The organism is Leifsonia sp. Soil_N53, from assembly GCF_057655165.1.
In genome coordinates, this window is sequence record NZ_JBDGMM010000051.1 from 1 (window position 1) to 20147 (window position 20147).

13 protein-coding genes and 1 pseudogene are annotated in these 20147 nt (G+C 72.7%); 9 read left to right on the forward strand and 5 right to left on the reverse strand.

Translation table 11 applies throughout. The features are described 5' to 3' along the window. A partial coding sequence (locus tag AC3A3H_RS06995; protein WP_487613831.1) for a PD-(D/E)XK nuclease family protein occupies nucleotides 1-2166 on the forward strand: 2166 nt, incomplete at its 5' end. Further along, nucleotides 2163-5468, forward strand: coding sequence for an ATP-dependent DNA helicase (locus AC3A3H_RS07000; protein ID WP_487613832.1), 3306 nt, complete (start codon nucleotides 2163-2165; stop codon nucleotides 5466-5468). The genes AC3A3H_RS06995 and AC3A3H_RS07000, both read left to right, overlap by 4 nt. 202 nt (nucleotides 5469-5670) lie before the next feature. Here AC3A3H_RS07000 and AC3A3H_RS07005 read toward each other — a convergent pair whose 3' ends face one another. Beyond that, on the reverse strand, nucleotides 5671-6711 hold the full coding sequence (locus AC3A3H_RS07005) for a phosphotransferase (protein WP_487613833.1): 1041 nt from the start codon (nucleotides 6709-6711) through the stop codon (nucleotides 5671-5673). A gap of 79 nt (nucleotides 6712-6790) precedes the next feature. Between AC3A3H_RS07005 and nudC the strand changes: the two genes are divergently transcribed. Together nudC and AC3A3H_RS07015 are read left to right on the forward strand one after the other, a co-directional pair. After that, nucleotides 6791-7810 (forward strand): NAD(+) diphosphatase, encoded by a 1020-nt coding sequence (gene nudC, locus AC3A3H_RS07010; RefSeq protein ID WP_487613834.1) that lies wholly within the window; start codon nucleotides 6791-6793, stop codon nucleotides 7808-7810. Between the two features lie 7 nt (nucleotides 7811-7817). Continuing rightward, complete coding sequence (locus AC3A3H_RS07015) at nucleotides 7818-9551, forward strand: ATP-dependent helicase (protein ID WP_487613835.1); 1734 nt, start codon at nucleotides 7818-7820, stop codon at nucleotides 9549-9551. Here AC3A3H_RS07015 and AC3A3H_RS07020 read toward each other — a convergent pair. Further along, nucleotides 9514-10341, reverse strand: a pseudogene (locus AC3A3H_RS07020) (TOMM precursor leader peptide-binding protein); the annotation flags it as partial. The gene AC3A3H_RS07015 and the pseudogene AC3A3H_RS07020 sit on opposite strands and share 38 nt — an antisense overlap. Before the next feature lie 85 nt (nucleotides 10342-10426). Continuing rightward, the gene (locus tag AC3A3H_RS07025) at nucleotides 10427-11770 is read right to left on the reverse strand and encodes a zinc-dependent metalloprotease (protein WP_487613836.1); all 1344 of its coding nucleotides are present in this window, start codon (nucleotides 11768-11770) and stop codon (nucleotides 10427-10429) included. A gap of 158 nt (nucleotides 11771-11928) precedes the next feature. Here AC3A3H_RS07025 and AC3A3H_RS07030 point away from each other — a divergent pair, with 158 nt between their 5' ends. From AC3A3H_RS07030 to AC3A3H_RS07045, 4 genes are all read left to right on the forward strand, one after another. Beyond that, nucleotides 11929-13068 carry a YlbL family protein gene (locus AC3A3H_RS07030; RefSeq protein WP_487613837.1) on the forward strand — a complete coding sequence of 380 codons (1140 nt, stop codon included), beginning with the start codon at nucleotides 11929-11931 and terminating at the stop codon, nucleotides 13066-13068. A 121-nt stretch (nucleotides 13069-13189) separates the two neighbouring features. After that, the gene (locus AC3A3H_RS07035) at nucleotides 13190-16153 is read left to right on the forward strand and encodes a UPF0182 family membrane protein (RefSeq protein ID WP_487613838.1); all 2964 of its coding nucleotides are present in this window, start codon (nucleotides 13190-13192) and stop codon (nucleotides 16151-16153) included. A 168-nt stretch (nucleotides 16154-16321) separates the two neighbouring features. Continuing rightward, nucleotides 16322-17518 carry an ROK family transcriptional regulator gene (locus AC3A3H_RS07040; RefSeq protein WP_487613839.1) on the forward strand — a complete coding sequence of 399 codons (1197 nt, stop codon included), beginning with the start codon at nucleotides 16322-16324 and terminating at the stop codon, nucleotides 17516-17518. Beyond that, entirely contained in the window at nucleotides 17518-18000 is a 483-nt protein-coding gene (locus AC3A3H_RS07045) for a hypothetical protein (protein WP_487613840.1), read from the forward strand. Before AC3A3H_RS07040 ends, AC3A3H_RS07045 begins: the two co-directional genes overlap by 1 nt. 13 nt (nucleotides 18001-18013) lie before the next feature. On the opposite strand, the gene AC3A3H_RS07050 is transcribed toward AC3A3H_RS07045, so the two are convergent. Continuing rightward, complete coding sequence (locus AC3A3H_RS07050; protein ID WP_487613841.1) at nucleotides 18014-19153, reverse strand: ROK family transcriptional regulator; 1140 nt, start codon at nucleotides 19151-19153, stop codon at nucleotides 18014-18016. A 78-nt stretch (nucleotides 19154-19231) separates the two neighbouring features. On the opposite strand from AC3A3H_RS07050, the gene AC3A3H_RS07055 reads away from it, so the two are divergent. Next, entirely contained in the window at nucleotides 19232-19750 is a 519-nt protein-coding gene (locus AC3A3H_RS07055) for an isochorismatase family protein (RefSeq protein ID WP_487613842.1), read from the forward strand. Here the strand turns inward: AC3A3H_RS07055 and AC3A3H_RS07060 are convergent. After that, entirely contained in the window at nucleotides 19747-19929 is a 183-nt protein-coding gene (locus tag AC3A3H_RS07060) for a hypothetical protein (RefSeq protein ID WP_487613843.1), read from the reverse strand. The two genes, AC3A3H_RS07055 and AC3A3H_RS07060, sit on opposite strands and share 4 nt — an antisense overlap. Nucleotides 19930-20147: the final 218 nt, after the last annotated feature.

A 20147-nucleotide genomic window follows, 5' to 3' on the forward strand; every position in this document is an offset into this window, starting at 1 on the left:
GGCGCCGCGGCCGCCGGCGTGCACCGGGTCGCCGTGGCCGGCCGGGAGCAGCCGGAGGACGCCGGTCCCGCGGTCGTGGTGGTGAAGGCGTCCTCGGCTCCGGCCGAGGCGGCGCGGCTCGCCCGTCTGCTGCGCGAGCGCCGGCTCATCGACGGAGTGCCGTGGAGCCGCATGGCGGTCGTCGTGCGCTCGGGGGCGCACATCCCCGGGCTGGCGCGGGCACTCGCCGTCGCGGAGGTGCCCACCACGACCAGCATCGCCGGGCGGCCGCTGCGCGACGACTATGCGGCCCGCCAGCTCATCACGATTGCCGGGGTGTGCCTCGGCGCGCTGGAGCTGACGCCCGCGGTGGCGACCGAGCTGCTGCTGGGGCCGTTCGGCGGCCTGGACGCCATCAGCCTGCGCCGGCTGCGGCTCGCCCTGCGCCAGGAGGAGCTGGCCGGGGACGGCAACCGTGCGGGGGACGACCTCCTGGTCGAGGCGCTCGCCACGCCCGCGAATCTCGCGACGATCGACTCGTCGCCCGCCCGCCGGGCCGCGCGCCTCGCCGAGACCCTCCGGGCCGGCCGCGAGAAGGCGGCCGCCGACGCCACGATCGAGGAGCTGCTCTGGCACGCCTGGGAGCGCAGCGGCCTGGCCGCGCGCTGGCTGGAGCAGTCGGAGCGCTCGGGGATCGTCGCCGACGAGGCCGACCGGCACCTCGACGGCGTGGTCGCGTTGTTCAGCTCGGCCCGGCGGTTCGTGGAGCGCTCCCCGGAGCGCCCTGCGTCGGACTTCGTGATCGAGCTGCTGGGCGCGGAGGTGCCGGAGGACACCCTCGCGGCGCGCACGACCGGGGACGCCGTGCTGGTGTGCACGCCGAGCGCCACGGTCGGCCGCGAGTTCGACGTCGTCGCCGTCGCCGGCCTCCAGGAGAGCGTGTGGCCCAACCTGCGGCTGCGCGGCTCGCTGCTGCACCCGCAGGACCTGGACGACGCGCTCGCCGGCCGCCGTGCGGCCGTCGCCGGCGACGAGGGCCAGGACACGGCGGACCAGCGGGCGGAGGTCCTGAGCGACGAGCTGCGGATGTTCGCGCTCGCGGTCTCCCGCGCCCGGCGCCAGGTGCTGCTGACCGCGACGGCCAACGACGACGAGCAGCCGTCCCCGTTCCTCCGGCTCGCCGCCGAGCTCGCCGTCGAGGACGACGATCCCGGCATCCACCCCCTGTCGCTGCGCGGCATGGTCGGCCGGTTGCGCCGCCGGCTGGTCACCACGGGCTCGCCCGACGCCGCCGACGCGCTGGCGCGGCTCGCCGACGCCGGGGTGGAGGGCGCGGACCCCGCCGACTGGTACGGCCTCGCCGAGCCGTCGACGACCGAGCCGCTGATCGACCTGGACGACCCCGACGCGATGGTGAAGGTCTCGCCGTCGCGGCTTGGCACCTTCGAGAAGTCGCCGCTGGCCTGGTTCGTCGACGAGATGGCCGCCTCCCCGAGCGGCCTCGCCGCGGGCATCGGCACGGTCGTGCACGCCGTCATGGAGGAGGCCGCGGCGACGGACGAGACGAGCGTCGAGCTGCTGTGGTCCGGCATCGAGCGCCGTTGGTCGCAGCTCCAGTTCGAGTCGCCGTGGATCGAGGAGCGCGAGCGCCGCCGCACGCGCGGGCTCGTCGCCGGCGTCTCGGAGTATCTGCGCGACTTCGGCCGGGCCGGCGGGCGGCTGCTGGGCTCGGAGGGCGAGTTCCAGCTCGAGCTCGGCCGCGCGAGGATCAGCGGCAAGATCGACCGCGTCGAGGAGACCCCCGACGGCACCGTCGTGATCGTCGACCTGAAGACGGGGCGCACCGTTCCCACCGCCGCGGAGACGGCGTCGCACGCCCAGCTCGGCGTGTACCAGCTCGCCCTGGAGCACGGCGCCGTGGAGCACGATGCGCTGGAGGCGTCCGAGTTGCCGCCCGGCGGCGCGAAGCTGCTCTTCGTGGCCAAGGGCGTGCGCGGCAAGGCGTACCGCGAGGTCGTGCAGGAGCGTGTCGACGCGGAGGCGCTCGTCCGGCTGGAGGAGCGCGTCGCGCGAGCCGCCGAGGGCATGGCCGGGGCGACGTTCGCCGGCGTGATCGACCTGGGCGACCGCGACCCGCACGCGGCCTACGGGTACCGCATCCATCTCGTCCCGGCGGTGAGCGCATGAACGACGACGGACTCCTGGACATCGCCGACGACCAGAGCGGTCTCGACCTGGTCGAGCTGGCCTTCGCCGCCGAGGCCGCTGATCCCGAGCCGCAGCGTCCGGCCCGCCGCCTCGGCGCGGCCGAGATCGCGGACGCGCTCGGCCTCCCGCGGCCGACCCCGCAGCAGCAGGCCGTCATCGAGGCGCCGCTCGCGCCCGCGATCGTCGTCGCCGGCGCCGGCAGCGGCAAGACCGAGACGATGGCGAACCGGGTGGTCTGGCTGCTCGCCAACGGCCTGGTGCGGGTGCCCGAAGTGCTGGGCCTGACCTTCACCCGCAAGGCGGCCGGCGAGCTCGCCGAGCGGATCAGGCGCCGCATCGAGCAGCTCGCGGACTCCGGGCTCACCGAGGTGGTCTTCGACCCGTTCGACGCACCGGAGGTCGCGACCTACAACGCCTTCGCCAACGCCCTGTTCCGCGAGAACGCGCTGCTGATCGGCCGGGAGCCGGAGTCCGCCATCCTGAGCGAGGCGTCGGCCTGGCAGCTCGCGCGGCGGGTCGTGGTCGCCGCCGACGACGAGCGGCTCGTGGAGCTCGACAAGAACGTCGACGCGGTCACCACCGCCGTCCTCGACCTCAGCCGCGCACTCAGCGAGAACGTGGCGGACGCCCGTGACGTGCACCGGATGGTGGCGGGGTTCGGCCGGCTGCTCGAGCTGCCGACCGGGAGCGGGCGGGTCAAGGACGCCTACGCGTCCGTCCGCGCCGCCGTGGCGACGGTCGGCGCGCTGCCGCCGCTGCTCGACCTCGCCGAGCGCTTCGCCGACGAGAAGCGCCGCCGCGGCTTCGTGGAGTACTCCGACCAGGTCGCGCTGGCGCTGTCCGTGTGCGAACGGCTGCCGGAGGTCGTCGCGGACTACCGGCGCCGGTACCGCGTCGTGCTGCTGGACGAGTACCAGGACACCTCGGTGGTGCAGACGCGCCTCCTGTCGTCGCTGTTCGCCGGGCAGGCCGTGATGGCGGTCGGCGATCCGCACCAGTCGATCTACGGCTGGCGCGGCGCGAGCGCGGCCAACCTGGGCCGGTTCGCCCTCGACTTCACCGGCGCGACCGACGGCGCAACGGGCTTCGCGCTCAGCACCAGCTGGCGCAACCCGACGCGCGTGCTCGACGCCGCGAACGTCCTCGTCGCCCCGCTGTCGGCCGACGCGCCGGTGCACGTCGAGCAGCTCCAGCCGCGGCCGGGTGCGGTCGCCGGGGAGCTCGACCACGCCTTCGGCCAGACCGTCGAGGACGAGGCGGCGACGATCGCCGAGTGGCTGCGGATCCGGCTGGACCGGCGCGACGCCCAGGGGATGCCGCCCTCGGCCGCGCTGCTCTGCCGGTCGATCAAGAAGATCGACGCGTTCACCGGTGCGCTCGCGGCGCGCGGCGTGCCCTTCCACGTCCTCGGGCTGGGCGGCCTCCTGGAGCAGCCCGTGGTCGCCGACCTGGTGAGTGCGCTGCGGGTCATGCACGACCCGACGGCGGGCTCCGAGCTGATCCGGCTGCTGACCGGCGCGCGCTGGCGGGTGGGGCCGCGCGACATCGCGGCGCTGCGCCGGGTCGCGAGCTGGCTGGCGGCCCGCGACCACCGTTTCCAGACCCTCGACCCGGAGGTGCGCGACCGGCTGCGCGGCTCGGTGGTGGCGGAGGAGTCGGCCTCGCTGGTCGACGCGCTCGACTTCGTGGTGGAGGCGCCGGACGGCCACGGCCAGCTGGCGGGGTTCAGCCCCGTCGGCCTGGAACGGCTGCGAGCGGCGGGCGGCCAGCTCGACCGGTTGCGCTCGCGCGCCGGCCTCGACCTCCTCGACCTGGTCACGCTCGTGCAGCAGGAGCTGCGGCTCGACATCGAGGTCGCCGCCAACGAGACCGCGCAGCTCGGCCAGGCCTCCCTCGACGCGTTCGCCGAGCAGGTGGCGTCCTACCTGGCGAGCGACGACCGGGCGACGCTCGGCTCGTTCCTGGCCTGGCTGGCGGAGGCGGAGCAGCGCGACAATCTGGCCCCGCGCAGCGAGGACCCGGAGCCCGGCACGGTTCAGATCCTGACCATCCACGGCGCCAAGGGACTGGAGTGGGAAATCGTGGCCGTGCCGCGCCTGGTCGAGGGCGAGCTGCCGGGGCCCCCGCAGAGCAAGCGCGGCTGGCTGGCTTTCGGCCAGCTCCCCAACGAGTTCCGCGGCGACTCCGCCGAGCTGCCGGTGCTGCCGTGGCGCAACGCCGAGGACCAGAAGCAGGTGGACGAGGGGATCTCGGCCTTCGAGGCCGCCAACGTCGCCCGGCATCTGGAGGAGCAGCGCCGGCTGATCTACGTCGCGGTCACCCGCGCCAGGCACAGCCTGCTGCTGAGCGGGTCGTACTGGTCGACGCAATCCCGGCCGCGCCCGCCCGGCGCCTACCTGCTCGAGCTGCAGCAGGCCGGTCTGCTCCCGGAGGACGCCTTCCCGCCCTGCGACGAGCCGGACGAGAACCCGCTCGCTCCTGAGTCGCGCACGGTGCTGTGGCCGCTCGACCCGCTGGGCGTGCGCCGCACCCGGGTGGAGGCCGCCGCGGCGGCGGTGAGCGCTGCCCGCGAGAGCGGCGCGGGCGACGGCGGCGTCTACGCGCTCGACGTCGACCTGCTGCTCGCCGAGCGCGCACGGCGGGAGGCGGAGGACGGCCTGGTGGAGCTCCCCGCCCGCATCCCGGCCTCCCGGTTCAAGGACTTCGTGAGCGACCCCGCCGGGGTCGCGGCCCAGTTGCGCCGGCCGATGCCGGAGCGGCCGTACCGGCAGACCCGGCTGGGGACGCTGTTCCACCGCTGGGTGGAGGAGCGGTACGGCGTGCCGGGAGGAGCTGCGGACGCGCTCGACGCGACGGTGGCCGAGCTCGACGATCCCGCGGGCGAGCTGATCGGGGCGGAGGCGCTGGCCGAGCTGCAGGCGACCTTCGCGGCGAGCGAGTGGGCCGATCGGGCGCCGGTGGAGGTCGAGCTCGAGATCCACGTCACGCTGGCCGGCCAGGTGGTCGTGTGCAAGCTCGACGCGGTCTATGCGGTGGCGGACGGCCACCATGACGTGCAGATCGTCGACTGGAAGACCGGCAAGGCGCCCCGCGACGCGGCCGACCTGGAGCGCAAGCAGCTCCAGCTGGCCCTCTACCGGCTGGCCTACGCGAAGCACGCGGGGATCGACCCGGCCCGCATCGACGCCGTCTTCTACTTCGTCGCCGACGACCGCGTCGTCCGCCCGGAGCGGCTCTACTCGGAGGCCGACCTGGTCGACCTGTGGGAGGCCGTCCGCTAGCAACTCCGGAAAATCCGCGCCACCACCGTCCAAAATCTCCGTAACTCCGGAAAGGTCGGCCCGCTCTCGGCCGATTCTCCGGATGACCGGACCGGCCGCTCCACTGTTCGTAACTCCGGAGATCGGGCCCATTTCGGGCTGGATGTCCGGTCGAACGGGCTTTGCTCAGCGTGTCGCGGCCGATGCTCCGGAAGAGCCGGCGTCAGGCCTCGTCGACCGGGCGCATGCCGCCGGGGCGGACCGACGCGCGGTCGCCCGGCGTGCGGTCGAGCAGCGCCTCCACGTCATCCACCGCCATGATCGGGCCGGTGGCCGTCGAGAGCGGGGTGACCGTGTTGCTGTGCACGCGATCGACCAGGCCGTCGAGCATCTGCACGGCGTCGTCGACGATGCCCTGGTCGCGCAGCTCGCGGCCGTGCAGCAGCCAGCGCGCGACCTCCAGCTCGGCGTACAGCATGGCGCGCTGGGTGAACTGGCGGTCGGTGGCGACTTGGCGAGCGGAGGCGTAGGCGACGAGGGCGCCGTCGGTGGCGTCCGGGTTCATGGCGAGCAGCCAGTGCAGGTCGCGGGCCGGGTCGCCGACGCGCAGCGCCGACCAGCCGAGCACGGCGGAGACCGACTCGCCGTCGACCAGGAACGAGTCGGCGGTCAGCGCGCCGTTGATCACGGTCGGCTGGAACTGCCAGACGGAGTGGTCCGCGACGGCGTCGCGCCAGCGGTCCCGCAGCGCGGCGGGCAGCTTGCCGGTCGCGGCGGCCGACTCGATCAGGGCGGCGGTCGAGGACAGGCACTCGGCCGCAGAGAGCACCGGGAGACCGGCCTCCCCGACGAAGCTGGTCGGCAGCGTGTGGATCGCGGCGATGGCGTGCCCGATGGACCCGGCGAGGCCGTCGCCGGGCGGCACGTCCTCGACGGCGACGTGCTCGCCGGCCAGGAAGTCGTAGACGATGGCGCGCGTGCCGCCGACCGGCGCCTGACCGCGATAGGTCGGCACGTCGAACGGGAGCCGGCTGCGGATGCCCGTCGTGAGGGCGCGGAGGGCGACCAGGTCGGAGCTCTGCTCGGTCTCCGCCGCCTGGGTGAGCGGGACGCGCACGATGCGGGCGCTCCCGTCGGCCGCGGTGAGCACGGCGGAGTCGAACTCGCCCGCTCCTCCCGCGGTGTGGGCGCGGGTCGCGGTGACGTTCAGGTCGGGCACGGCCGAGCTGGCCAGCGCGGCTAGAGTGAGAGGGGATCTGGCCATGGACCTAGGCTAAATGGACATCCGCGCGTGAGCAGTTCCGCCACGCCTTGCAACACCGCCACGCTTCGAAGGGATCCCGATGTCGTCAACATCGACGTCCGCGCTGCCGCTCGCCGCGCTCCCGCTCTCGCGCCACGAGATCGACCGCGATCATGCGGCGCGCTCCCGTCCCGCGCTGTTCGACGAGCTCTGGGAGGAACCCGGCACCCGGGTGCTCGCGCTCTGGAAGGGCAGGGCCTTGCTCACTCCCGAGAGCGTGCCGGCGGCGACCCCCGCCCCCGACGGCTGGAGCGCCCCCGACGCCGGTCCCGCCGAGCTCGACCTGCTCCCGGTGGAGCGGGTGACCGCGGCGCTCCTGCGCGTCTACCTCGGCCGCACCCTCGTGGACGCACCGGGGCAGCCTGCCGGATCGGCGGTCGTGCTGGAGGTCCTCACCGACGCCGCCGCCACCGAGCTGGAGCCCGACGAGGCGCGCTGGGGCAACCTCCGCACGGTCGCCACCGCGCTGAGCGACCGCGACGCCGGTCTCTTCACCGAGGCGCTCGCCATCGCGAACTGGCACGCCTCGCATACGCACTGCCCGCGCTGCGGGACGCCGACCGTCGTCGAGCAGGCCGGCTGGGTGCGCCGCTGCTTCGAGGACGGCTCCGAGGTGTTCCCGCGCACCGATCCGGCGGTCATCGTCACCGTCCTCGACGCCGACGACCGGCTGCTGCTCGGCTCGAACGCCATGTGGGAGCACTCGCGGTACTCGCTGCTGGCGGGCTTCGTGGAGCCGGGGGAGTCGTTCGAGTCCGCCGTCGAGCGCGAGATCTTCGAGGAGGCCGGCGTCCGGGTGACCGACGCCAGGTACAAGGGCTCGCAGCCCTGGCCGTTCCCGGCTTCTGTCATGGTCGGGATGACCGCGCGGCTCGCCGACGACCAGCCGCCGGCCGCGCTCGCGCCGGACGGCGAGGAGATCCTCGACCTGCGCTGGTTCAGCCGGGACGAGCTGTGGGAGGCCAGAGAGCAGATCATCCTGCCCGGCCGGTCGTCCATCGCCCGCGCCCTGATCGAGGACTGGTACGGCGGCCCGCTCGACGAGCCGCCCGCGTTGTGAGCGCGGCGTGAGCACCGCGACGGCGTCGGGCCCCGACGGGCTGCTGGCCGGCCTGGACGCACAGCAGCGCGTCGCCGCCGAGGCCCTGTTCGGCCCGGTGTGCGTGCTGGCCGGCGCCGGCACCGGCAAGACCCGCGCGATCACGCACCGCATCGCCTACGGAGTCGCGTCCGGCGCGTTCACGCCGAACCGGGTGATGGCCCTGACCTTCACCAGCCGGGCCGCGGCGGAGCTGCGCGGCCGGCTGCGCCAGCTCGGGGCCGGGGGAGTGTCGGCCCGCACCTTCCACTCCTCCGCGCTGGCGCAGCTCAACTACTTCTGGCCGCAGGTGGTCGGCGGCCAGCTGCCGAGCGTGCTCGACGGCAAGGGCCGCGTGCTCGGGCACGCCGCCGAGAAGCTCGGGCTCCGCGTGGACACGGCGACCCTCCGCGACGTCGCGGCGGAGATCGAGTGGCGCAAGGTCTCCAGCATGGGCCTGGAGGAGTACGCCGCCGCGCTGGCGTCCCGTCCGCTGCCCGGGTCGCTCAAGCCCGAGCAGCTGGTCGACCTCCACAAGACCTACGAGGAGCTCAAGGACGAGCGCAAGCAGATCGACTTCGAGGACGTGCTGCTGGTCTGCGCCGGGATGATCGAGACCGAGCCGTCGGTCGCCCTGCAGGTGCGCGAGCAGTACCGCTACTTCGTCGTCGACGAGTACCAGGACGTCTCCCCGCTGCAGCACCAGCTCCTGCGGCTGTGGCTCGGGACCCGCCGCGACCTGTGCGTCGTGGGCGACGCGAGCCAGACCATCTACTCGTTCGCGGGGGCCCGCAGCGAGTACCTGCTGGACTTCGAGCGGGAGAACCCCGGCTCGACGGTGGTGCGGCTGGAGCAGAACTACCGGTCGGCTCCCGCGGTCATCGATACGGCCAACCGGCTGATGCGCGGCCGCTCCGGCGCGCTGACCCTGCACGCTGTCCACGACGCCAAACCGGGCGACGAGGTGCCGGCGCCCGCGGCGTTCGAGGACGACCGGGCTGAGGCGCGCGCGGTCGCGCAGAGCATCGCCGCGGAGCTGGCCGGCGGAGCCCGGCCGGAGAGCATCGCGGTGCTCTACCGCGTGAACGTGCAGGCGGCGGCACTGGAGCAGGCGCTCGGCGATCTCGGCATCAGCTATCAGCTGCGCGGCTCGCGGCGCTTCTTCGACCTCCCGGAGGTCCGCCAAGCCGTGATGACGCTGCGCGCGGCGAGCGTCGCGGCGACCGACGAGCCGCTGTTCAAGTCGGTCAGCGACGTGCTGCGCACCCTCGGCTGGTCCGTGCAGCCTCCCGAGGGCCGCGGTGCCGTGCGCGAGCGCTGGGAGTCGCTCAACGCGATCATGGGGCTGGTCGACGAGTTCCCGGAGGGGGCGACCTTCCGGCGCTTCACCGACGAGCTGATGGCCCGCCAGGCGGGACAGCACGAGCCGACGATGGCCGCGGTGACCCTGGCGACGCTGCACGCGGCGAAGGGCCTGGAGTGGGACTCCGTGTACGTGATCGGGCTCTCCGAGGGCTTGGTGCCGATCAGCTACGCCTCCAGCTTCGAGCAGATCGACGAGGAGCGCCGGCTGCTGTACGTGGGCATCACGCGCGCCCGGCGCCGGCTGCGGCTGAGCTGGGCGCAGCGCGGCAGCCAGCCGGGGCGGCCGGTGTCCCGTCAGGCGTCGCGGTTCCTGGCGGAGCTGGCGCCGATGCGTCCGGCCGCGCCGCGAGCGGACTGAGGCACCCGCACTCGGGATGCGGCTCCCAGCGCTGCTCCGACCAGCGCGCGGAGACCGTGTCGTAGCGCGCTGCGGAGTCGGAGCGACCGGGAGCGCCGCCGAGCAGCGCGAGGACGGCGCCGGCCGCGGCCGACGACGCCGCTCCGCAGACCAGCTCGGTCTCGCCGGGGAGCGCCCGGGTGTGCAGCTGCGTGGCGAGCGCGGGCCAGGCCGGGTCGGCGTCGCGGCGGTGGAGGTCGACGCAGCGCAGGCAGGCGCCCTCGCCCGGGCGCACGAACGGGCCGACGGTCACCCCGCCGTCGCCGAACACCACGGCCAGGTGCGGGATGTCGCGGCGCAGCCAGCGCTGATGACGGTGCGGGGCGATCGCGAACGCGCCGACGACGACCGCCGCCGTCGCGCGTTCGACCGCCGGGTCGTCGGAGGCCGGCCCGCCGCGGACATCGACCCCGGCCTCCCGCAGCAGCAGGAGGATCCGGGCGGCGGTGGGGCCGGCACCGTCGAGGATCACGACCGGCGTCGGCTGCCGCAATCCGTCCGCGTCCGGCCGCGGAAGCAGCACGGGCGCCAGCCGCGCGAGCAGAGCGTCGACGGCGCCCGCCTCAGCCCGCGCGCCGCGCGCGATGATCCGCAGCGCGCCGAGCGTCGCCCCCGTCGAGAGCGCTGCGATCATCCGCTCGTCCGCGGCGCCGACCGGCTCCAGGAGCAGCCGCGGCCGTTCGACGCCGAACTGGAGGGCGCGCGGCGAACGCCACACGCGCGGGATGGTGGGATCGAGCTGGTAGACCATCCCGCCATCCTGGCGGCCGCGCACGGGCCGAACGGGGTTATCCCCAGCTCGGCCTATCCGCTGAAGTTCTCCACAGCCGGGGAGGTCAGCCCTCGGCGGGGCGGTCGCCGTCGCCGCGCAGCAGGTCCTCGATGGCCTGGTCGAGCTCGTCGCGCTCGGGCTCCTGGCCGGTCGCCGCGGCGGTGAGGCGCGCGACGAGGCGCGTCGGGTCGTCGAGGTCGGCCGCCTGCGGGAGCAGGTCGGGGTGCGACCACAGCCGGTCGCGGGCCTCCTGCCCGACGGCGTCGGTCACGGCCTGCCACATGGCGGCGGCGTCGCGCAGCCGCCGCGGCCGCAGCTCGAGTCCGACGAGCGTCGCGAACGCCGACTCGGCCGGCCCGCCCGCCGCGCGCCGGCGTCGCACGGTCTCGGCGATCGCGTCGGTCCTGGGCAGCAGGCGCGTGGCGCCTGCTGTGACGACGTCGACCCAGCCCTCGACCAGCGCGAGCACGGTCTCCAGGCGGCTCAGGGCCTCCTGCTGCTCCTCGGTCTTCGGCGGGATGAGCGCGCCGGAGACCATCGCCTCGCGCAGCTCCTCCGGGTTGGACGGGTCGAAGCTCTCGGCGAGCGACTCCAGCCGGTCGGTGTCGATCGTGATGCCGCGTGCGAACGCGGTGATCTGGGTGATGAGCTGGAGTCGCAGCCATTTCGCGTGCCGGAACAGCCGGGCGTGCGCCAGCTCGCGGACCGCGAGGTAGAGCTGCACCTGGTCGATCGGGATGTCCAGGCCCTCGCCGAACTCGGCCACGTTCTGCGGGATCAGCGCCGCGGTGCCGTCGGCGAGCAGCGGGATGCCGATGTCGCCTCCCGAGACGACCTCCTTGGCGAGTTGCCCGACCACCTGGCCGAGCTGCATGGCGAACAGCGCGCCGCCGACCGAGCGCATGACCTGGCCGGCGTTCTGCATCATGCCCTGCATCTCCTCCGGCGCCTGCTCGGTGAGAACGCGGGTGAGGGCGTCGGCGATGCTGAGCGCCACCGGCTCGGCGAGCTGGGTCCACAGCGGCATGGTCTGCCGTGCCCACTCGGCACGGCCGATGAGCTCGGGCTGGGTCGACAGCCCCGCCACGGTCGTGGCCTCGTCAAGCCAGAGCGCCGCGACGTGGAACGCCTGGTCGAGCGCAGAGCGCTCGGCCGGGGTGACCGGGTGGGCGCCCTCGCCGGCGAGCGTGCGCGCCTGCTGGGCTGCGAGGTCCCAGTTGATGCCGCCGCCGGGGTTCATCAGCGCGTTCTGCAGCTGACCGAGGAGCTGCTGGATCGCCGCCGGATCGTTGGGCAGGCCGGCCGCGCCGGCGAGCTGGCTCGGGTCGATGGAGGAGTCGCCGGACAGGAACTCCCGCAACATGTCCCGGAACTCGTCGTCCGGTTCCTTGTTCGGATCGTCGGCCATGGCGCGCCCCTCGTCTCGATTGGATTCGGCCGTGCGATTTACGGCTTTCCAGGCTTGGCATCTACGCTAGCCCGTGATCACCGCGAGCCGGGTGAGAATCGGCTCGGGCGGTGCCGTGGGCGGTGCGCCCGTGGCGAACACGACCGAAGGGACCGCGCGTGACGCTGTTCACCGACGACGACAGGCCCGCGCCCCTCCCCGGCGGCGACCGGGTCGCCCCGTCGCGCAGGACGATCGTCGGCTGGGTGTCCATCGCCGTCGCCGTCGCGCTCGCGCTGGTTCTCGCCCTGGCGCCCGCGCCGTTCGTGGTCGAGCAGCCCGGCCCGGTCTTCAACACCCTCGGCACCGACCAGGCGGTGGGCGCGTCGCCGTCGGCGGATGCCAAGCCGCTGATCAGCATCCCCGACAAGACCACCTACCCGACCGCGGGCTCCCTGGACCTCCTCACGGTGTCGGTGGTCGGCAACCCGGACCAGCGCCCGAGCTGGCTGGACATCATCCAGGCCTGGTTCGACCCGAGCCGCGCGGTGCAGCCGATCGACGACGTCTTCCCGCCGGGAACGACCACCGAGCAGTCCAACGCCGCGAACGCCGCTCTGATGGTCGACTCCCAGCAGGACGCGATCGCGGCTGCGCTCAACCAGCTCGGCTACGACTTCCCGCAGGCGGTCGCCGTCAAGCAGCTCATCCCGGGTACCCCCGCCGCGAAGGTGCTGAAGACCGGCGACGAGATCACCAGCGTGAACGGCGAGACGATCGAGAGCGTCTCCGCGCTCCGCGCCGCGGTCAACGCCAACGGCACGGGCAAGGCGGCGGAGATCGGCATCGTGCGCGACGGCGCCGCCTCCACGGTCTCGATCACCCCCACTGAGACGCAGGGCCAGGTCGTGCTCGGGATCGGCGCGGGGATGGACTACACGTTCCCGTTCGATGTGAACATCCAGCTCAACAACGTGGGCGGACCGAGCGCGGGCCAGATGTTCGCGCTCGGGATCATCGACAAGCTCACGCCGGACAAGCTCAACGGCGGCAAGAAGATCGCCGGCACCGGGACGATCGACAACGCCGGCACGATCGGGGCGATCGGCGGGATCCGGCAGAAGATGTTCGCCGCGCGCGACACCGGGGGAGCGAGCTACTTCCTCGCGCCCGCGTCGAACTGCGACGAGGTCACCGGGCACATCCCGGCCGGGCTGCACGTGTTCGCGGTCAAAACGCTGAAGGACTCCCTCGCCGTGCTCGACGCCGTGCGGAGCGGTGCGAGCACCGCGGACCTCCCGACCTGCCCGGCCTCCTGACCGCCGATCGCACTGTCGGCCCGCACACCCTCTCTTCACCGCCGGGCCGCAGCATTCTCCAAGCGAGGCCCGCCTAGGATGGATTCCTGAGTCACCCCACGAGGAGCACGAGGGCCCACACGTGAGTTCAACCACCGCAGTTCGACCCCCTGGCCGTCGCCGGGCCGCCATCTGGATCACCCTCGGGGTGGTCGTGGCGGTGGTGATCCTGTTCTTCGTCTTCGCCGGGTTGTACGCCGACATCCTCTGGTACCAGCAGCTCGGGTACCTCAACGTGCTGACCACCCAGTGGCTCGCCGGCACCGCGATGTTCTTCATCGGTTTCTTCGCGATGGCCCTGCCGCTCTGGCTGTCCATCCAGCTCGCCTACCGGCTGCGCCCGGTCTACGCCAAGCTCAACACGCAGCTCGACCGCTATCAGCAGGTCATCGAGCCGCTGCGCCGGCTGGCGATGTACGGCATCCCGATCGTGTTCGGCATCTTCGCCGGCGTCTCGTCGGCCAGCCGCTGGCAGGGTGCGGCGCTGTGGCTGAACGGCACATCGTACGGCAAGTCCGACCCGCTGTTCCATCTGGACATCGGGTTCTACCTCTTCGCGCTGCCGTTCTACCGCAGCGCCGTCGGCTTCGCGTCGGCCGTCGTGCTCATCTCGCTGCTGGCCACGCTCGCCACCTGCTACCTCTACGGCTCCATCCGCGTCAGCGGGCGGGAGGTCAGGATCTCGAAGGCCGCGCGCGTCCAGATCGCGGTCATCGCCGGCCTCTACCTGCTCCTGCAGGGCATCAGCATCTGGCTCGACCGCTACGCCGCCGTGACGGACTCGAACGTCAACGACATGATCAACGGCGCGGCGTACACCGACGTCAACGCGACCATCCCCGGCCGCGCGGTGCTCGCCGGCGCCGCGGTGTTCGTGGCCATCCTGTTCATCGTGACCGCGTTCGTCGGCCGGTGGCGGTTCCCGATCGTCGGCACGGCGCTGCTCATCGTCGCCGCCCTCGTGGTCGGGGCGATCTACCCGTGGATCGTCCAGCGGTTCCAGGTCGACCCCAGCCAGAAGACGCTGGAGACGCCCTACATCCAGCGCTCGATCGACGCGACCCGCGACGCGTACGACCTGAGCGACATCGACGTGATCCCGTACGACGCGACGACCAACGCCCAGCAGGGCGCGCTGCGCCAGGACGCCCAGACGACGGCGCAGATCCGCATCATGGACCCCGCGGTGATCAGCCCTTCGTTCCAGCAGCTCCAGCAGTTCCGGCAGTACTACGCGTTCCCGCGCAACCTCAACGTCGACCGCTACGAGATCAACGGCAACGAGCAGGACGCCGTGGTCTCGGTGCGCGAACTGAACCAGTCGGGGCTCACCAGCCGCAGCTGGTTCAACGACACCATCGTCTACACGCACGGATACGGCATGGTCGCGGCCTACGGCAACCAGCGCTCCAGCGACGGCCAGCCGGTGTTCCTGGAGTCCGGCATCCCCAGCACGGGCACCCTCGGGCAGTACGAGCCGCGCGTCTACTTCGGTCAGCAGTCGCCCACGTACTCCATCGTCGGCGCCCCCAAGGGCGCCAAGTCGGTCGAGCTGGACTACCCGGGCGGCAGCGACAACGCGCAGCAGACGTACACCACGTTCAGCGGCAACGGCGGTCCCAAGCTCGACAACATCTTCAAGCGGCTGGTCTACGCGCTCAAGTTCCAGGACGAGCAGATCGTGCTGTCCGACGCCGTCAACAGCGACTCGCAGATCCTCTACGACCGCGACCCGATCAAGCGCGTCCAGAAGGTCGCCCCCTACCTGACGCTCGACTCCCAGGCGTATCCCGCGGTGATCGACGGGCGCATCAAGTGGATCATCGACGGCTACACGACGAGCGACCAGTACCCGTACTCGCACGTCGGCAGCCTGAGCGATGCGATCGCGGACACCGAGACGCCGAAGCCGGCCTACGCCTTCGACGACATCAACTACATCCGCAACTCGGTCAAGGCCACAGTCGACGCCTACGACGGCTCGGTGCAGCTCTATGCGTGGGATGCGAACGACCCGGTGCTCAAGACGTGGGAAAAGGTCTTCCCCACGACGGTGAAGCCGGTCAGCGACATGAGCGCCCAGCTCCTCAGTCACGTGCGCTATCCGTCCGACCTCTTCAAGGTGCAGCGGTCGGTGCTGGGGCAGTACCACGTGACCGACGCGGGATCCTTCTACTCGCGCGACGACGCGTGGACGACGCCGAACGACCCCACGTCGTCGCCGTCGGACCCGACACTGCAGCCGCCGTACTACCTGACGCTGCAGATGCCCGGGCAGAACGCCCCGTCGTTCTCGCTGTACACGACGTTCATACCGCAGGCCTCCAGCGAGTCCAGTCGCTCCGTGCTCAAGGGCTACCTGGCGGTCGATGCCGACGCGGGCTCGACGAAGGGGAAGGTGTCGTCGGGCTACGGCAAGCTCAGACTCCTGTCGCTGCCATCGAGCGACACCATACCCGGGCCGGGTCAGGTGCAGAACACCTTCAACTCCGACCCGACCGTGTCCCAGGAGCTCAACCTGCTCAGACAGGGCAAGACCGACGTGATCAACGGCAACCTGCTGACCCTGCCGGTCGGTGGCGGCCTGCTCTACGTCCAACCGGTCTACGTCAAGTCGACGGGGGAGACGAGCTACCCGATCCTGCAGAAGGTGCTCGTCGCGTTCGGTGACAAGATCGCGTTCGAGGACACCCTCGACCAGGCGCTGGACTCCCTGTTCGGCGGCGACTCCGGCGCCAATGCGGGGGACAACAACGTCCCGACGACCGGGGGCGGCTCGACCGGAGGCGGCTCGCCCGGCACCGGCGGCGGAACCGGGTCGAGCGGCACCGTGAACAACGCCGCGCTGCAGCAGGCCCTCCAGCAGGCGAAGCAGGCCCTGGTCGACCGTCAGGCCGCACTCAAGGCGGGCGACTGGTCCGCGTACGGAGCCGCGGACGATCGCCTGCAGCAGGCCCTCCAGGCCGCGCTCGCAGCGGAGGGCGGCTCCGGCTCCGGCTCGGGCTCGACGTCCACGCCGACGCCGACTCCGACCCCGAAGAAGTAGCACCCGGCGCCTGCGCGCGAACGACCCGCATCCGAGAGGATGCGGGTCGTTCGTATGTTTGGGCGCTGTACTAAGTTCGCGAGGCGTGGTCTGCGGAAACGCGAAGAGTTTCGGTATTTCAGGGCGAAACTCTTGCGCGGACTTTGATTGTCCACTTTACTAACAAACATGCTCATTGACGAAGCCCGGCGTCCCGGCACCGCCGATCGCCGGCCTGCCGGCGCCGACGGAGCGATGGTTCCGGGCCGTGCGCTCCGCCCGCGCACCAAGGTGCTGCCGGAGCATGCCCGCAACCACAACCGGTCGCTGGTGCTGCAGTCGCTGTACCGGAAGGGGCGCGCGAGCCGCGCCGACCTGGCCAGGGAGACCGGACTCACCCGGGTCACCATCTCGGATCTGGTCGGCGAGCTGATCGCGGAGGGCCTCGTGGTCGAGCTCGGTCAGCGTGATGACGCCCGGCCCGGCAAACCGGCCGTGCTGCTCGACGTCAACCGCGCGGCGACCCAGATCGTCGGCGTCGACCTGAGCGAGCACGCCGTGTTCCGCGGCGCGGTGCTCGACATCGACGGAGTGGTGTTGCGCTCGGCGTCGGTCGAGCTGGCCGGGAGCCGCGGCGAGGACGCCACGGCGAAGGTGCTCGCGCTGGTGGACGAGCTCGTGGCCGCCGCGACCGCGCCCATCCTCGGCATCGGCGTCGGGTCGCCCGGCATCGTGGACGCGACCGGGACGGTCGTGGCCGCACCCAACCTCGGCTGGACCGACGAGCCGCTGCAGCGGCGCCTGGCCGAGCGCACCGGCCGCGCGGTGTTCGTCGCGAACGACGCCAACGTGGCGGTGCTCGCCGAGCACGGCTTCGCCGACGCGCAGGGCGACATGATGCTGGTGAAGGTCGGCCACGGCGTCGGCTCCGGCCTCCTGGTCGCCGGCGCGCTGGTGTTCGGCAGCCGCTTCGCCGCGGGCGAGATCGGCCAGGTGATGGTCGGGACGGACGACGGCGCCGAGGCGCCCTACGACCGTGAGAAGTGCCTGGAGGCCTGGCTGGCCGTCCCGCGCCTGGAGTCGAAGGTGGCTGCGGCGGCTCTGGCTGGAGAGCCCGTCGAGCCGGTGCTGCGCCAGGCGGGCCAACGGCTCGGCGTCGCGCTCGCGCCGATCGTCGGCGCGCTCAACCTCTCCGAAGTCGTGCTGAGCGGCCCGGACGAACTCCTCGCCGGCCCCCTGATCGACGCGGTGCGGGAGACGCTCCGCAACCGCACGATGGCCGGCTTCCACTCGGACGTGACCATCCGGATGACGAGCCAGGGCCGCGACATCGTGCTCCGCGGCTGCGTGGTGATGGTCCTGTCCGCCCGGCTCGGGGTCTCCTGATGACGCTGGTCGCGGAGACCCGGACGGCGCCGGCCGAACCGACCGGCTTCCGCTTCGCGCCAGGCGTCCGCGAGACGCTGCCGGACTTCCGGACCCGCTGCACGGTGGTCCGCCTGGCCAGCCTCGACAACGAACGCCTCGGTGTCCCGCGCTGGTACACGCTGACCGAGGCCTGGACATCGTCCGGATCGCAGCAGGAGGCGCTCTGGTCGCGCAACCCCGTCATCGACGTGGACAGCGACGACCCGCCGGATCCTGTGCTCGCGACGGGCGCGCCGGTCATCGTGCTGGGAGCGGGACTGGGAGCGGTCCCGTGGCAGCGCGCAGTCGTGGACGCGGTGCGGGCGCTGGCCACGCGGGTGCTGGTCGTGGAGATGGGGTCGATCGTCGTCCCCGGCTACGCCGACATCGCGACGGGCGGGTACGGGCGCGAGCAGGGGGAGCGGCTGCTCGGGTTGATCTGCGGGGTGCACGAGGCCTGAACCGCGAGCGGCCTCAACCGGCCCAGCTGACCCCCAGCGTCGCTTGCAGCGCGTACTGCGCCGCGCCGCGGAACGGCTGCTCCTGCGCGGTCTTGGCGTAGCGGAAGCTCAGCGGCATCGCGGCGCGGACCGGGTGGCGGGCGGCCTCCGCGCGGACGTGGCCGATGAAGTCGGGGCCGAGTTTCGGGGCGGCGCCGCCGAGGACCACGTTCGGCACGTCGAGGGCGGCCCCGACCATCAGCAGGGCCCGGGCGAGCACGCGGGCCCCGGCGGCGATGCGCTCGCGCGATTCGGGGAGTGCGGCGAGCGCGGCGACGTCCACCGCCTCCAGGTCGGCGCCGTGGGGGAGGCCGAGGAGGCTCGTCACCGAGACGACCTCCTCCAGACAGCCGCGGTTGCCGCACGCGCAGAGCGGGGCGTCCTCGCCGAACAGCACGGGGACGTGGCCGATCTCGCCCGCGCGGTGGGTCGCGCCGGCGAGCACATCGCCGCCGACGATGACGGCCGCGCCCACGCCGGTGCTGAGCGAGACGAAGAGCTGGTTGGCGCCGAACTCCTCCGAGATGCCGTAGTCGGCGATCGCCTCTGCGTCCGCGTCGTTGACCAGGTGCACGGGGGCCGAGACGATGCCGGCGAGCTCCCGGCCGAGGTCGACGTCCAGCCAGCCGAGCTGCACGCTCTCGCGGACGAGGTCGGCGGCCACGATGCCGGGCACCTGCACGGCCACGGCGACCACCCGCGCCGCCGTCGCGGCCCCGAGGCGGCGGACGATCGAGCGGACGTCCTCCACCGTCGCGGTCGCGGCGGTGCGCTGGGCGAGGCTGAGCACCACGTCGCCGAGGAGGTCTACCACGGCCCCGCGGACCAACCCGGGCTGGACGATCACCGACAGGAGCACGTTGCGGGCGGCGTCGACGCGCAGCGTGGTCGCGCGCTTGCCGCCGGTGCTCTCGGCGAGGCTGCCCTCCACGACCAGCCCGTCCGCGATGAGGCCGGCGAGCAGGGAGGACACGGTCGCCGAGGTGAGCCCGGTGCGGCGCGCGATGCCCGCCCGGGTGGCGAAGCCCTCCCCGGACAGCACCAGCTGCAGGGCGCTGGTCAGGTTGCGCTCGCGCACGGCGGCCTGCGTCGCCTTGCCGTGATCGTCGGCCACTGTCCTCCTCGCGGCTGCGGCCCCAGTCGGGGGGCCTACGGGTTACGACCCTAGCGAATGCGGCGCATGATGGAGCGCATGGGATATGCCCTGATCCTCGTGGACGTCCAGCGGAACATGCTCGTCGGCGACACGGCCGTCGACGGAGCGCCGGAGTTCACCGGCGTCCTCACCGGGCTGCTCGACGCGGCGCGGGACGCGGGCGCCGCCGTCATCCACGTCAAGAACGACGGTCGCCGCGGCGACCCCGACGAGCCGGGAGCGCCGGGCTGGGAGCTGGTGTTCACGCCGCAGCCCGGCGAGCCGGTGGTGCGCAAAGACGTCCCGAACGCCTTCGAGTCCAATCCGGCGCTGGCGGATGTGCTGCGCGCGATGGGCGTCGACACCGTCGTCGTGGCCGGTCTGCAGAGCGAATACTGCGTGCAGGCGACCGCGGTCGGCGCGCTGGAGCGCGGCTTCGACGTGGTCGTCCCGGCGGGCGCGCACACCACCTACGACGACGGCGAGCCCGCGGCGGCGATCGTCGAGCGCGTCACGCTCGAGCTGATCGCCGCCGGCGTGGAGGTGCCGGAGCTGGACGAGGTGACGTTCGGCTAGCGCACGCCGAGCCGTTCGCCCTCCAGCGCCTCCCGGATGCTCAGCGAGTAGATGCGCGAGAGCCCCGGCGGGGCGGGGTCGCCCGTCACGTAGGCCACCGACTCGACGTGCTCCTCGAACGCGTTCACCTTGTCGCGCGGGGCACCGACGATGAGCTGGAAGCCGAGCCCGCAGAACACCGCCAGCGCGCGCGGGTAAGTGGTAGCGTCTTTGATTCTTGACGCTTTTCAGGCAATATTTATTGTAGCTATGAAGAATCACATATTTAGCCGTGTTGCCGTCCGTCCTCGACGCATCGGCAACGCGACCGACGTGCAGCGATTGATGGAGGCCGCCCGGTCTGCGTCTGAAGTGGGGCTGGATGGGCTTCGGGGCGAGGGGGCCGGTGCGTTGTGGG

Coding starts and splice junctions, on each gene's coding strand:
- AC3A3H_RS07000 (WP_487613832.1), top strand. CDS start 2,163: ATGAACGACGACGGACTCCTGGACATCGCCGACGACCAGAGCGGTCTC.
- AC3A3H_RS07005 (WP_487613833.1), bottom strand. CDS start 6,711: ATGGCCAGATCCCCTCTCACTCTAGCCGCGCTGGCCAGCTCGGCCGTG.
- nudC (WP_487613834.1), top strand. CDS start 6,791: ATGTCGTCAACATCGACGTCCGCGCTGCCGCTCGCCGCGCTCCCGCTC.
- AC3A3H_RS07025 (WP_487613836.1), bottom strand. CDS start 11,770: ATGGCCGACGATCCGAACAAGGAACCGGACGACGAGTTCCGGGACATG.
- AC3A3H_RS07040 (WP_487613839.1), top strand. CDS start 16,322: ATGCTCATTGACGAAGCCCGGCGTCCCGGCACCGCCGATCGCCGGCCT.
- AC3A3H_RS07045 (WP_487613840.1), top strand. CDS start 17,518: ATGACGCTGGTCGCGGAGACCCGGACGGCGCCGGCCGAACCGACCGGC.
- AC3A3H_RS07055 (WP_487613842.1), top strand. CDS start 19,232: ATGGGATATGCCCTGATCCTCGTGGACGTCCAGCGGAACATGCTCGTC.